The sequence below is a fragment of the Synechococcus sp. R55.2 genome, from assembly GCF_047462075.1.
Taxonomy (GTDB): domain Bacteria; phylum Cyanobacteriota; class Cyanobacteriia; order Thermostichales; family Thermostichaceae; genus Thermostichus.
In genome coordinates this window covers 1-631 of record NZ_JANSIH010000284.1, presented here as the reverse complement: position 1 = coordinate 631, position 631 = coordinate 1, and the positions used below count along the sequence as shown (strand labels likewise).

General features: G+C 53.9%; 1 protein-coding gene. It reads right to left on the bottom strand.

Annotated features, from left to right (window positions below; genetic code table 11):
* The coding region (gene phnD, locus NW838_RS09375) for a phosphate/phosphite/phosphonate ABC transporter substrate-binding protein (RefSeq protein ID WP_414427922.1) at positions 1-631 on the bottom strand (631 nt) is incomplete at both ends.

Sequence of the window (631 nt, the reverse complement as noted above, 5' to 3'; positions counted from 1 at the left end):
CTTTCACTTTTTCCGCCACTTCTGGGAGGAGGTTGTAGAAAACTCCATAGCCTGTGGTGGGGAAAGTTTTAGATTTGTAGATGGTGCGAATTTTGCTGGGATCAATCGTGCCCCGCTCGGCCATGCGGGTCATCACGGAGTTGGCAATAGCCGCCGCCTCGTAGTCACCGTTAAACACACCCAAGATAGAGTTCTCGTGGTTGCCTGAGAAGACAGTTTGGTAGACAACCCCGGGCTCCATGCCAAATTCCCCTTTCAGCAGCGCCGAAGGAGCCTTAAAGCCAGAGTTGGAGGTTTCGCTAGTGAAAGCCAATTGCCGACCGCGCAGATCTTCGATGGATTGGATATCGCTATCGGCAGGAACGATGATCTCCATTTCGTAGCCGAAGCTGCCATCCAAGCTGGCCATCATAGCAAAAGGACGGAAGCCCACCGCATTCACCGCCAAAGGGACAGAGCCGGTGTTAAAGCCGGTCACATGCAAACGGCCCGCCCGCATCGCTTCCAACTGAGCAGCATTGGACTGCACTGCGAAGTATTCCACCTTCTTGCCGGTTACCTCTGCCAAGTGATCGAGAAACTCAGCCCAAACGTTCTCGTAAATTGAGGGATCCTCAACGGGGGTGTAGGC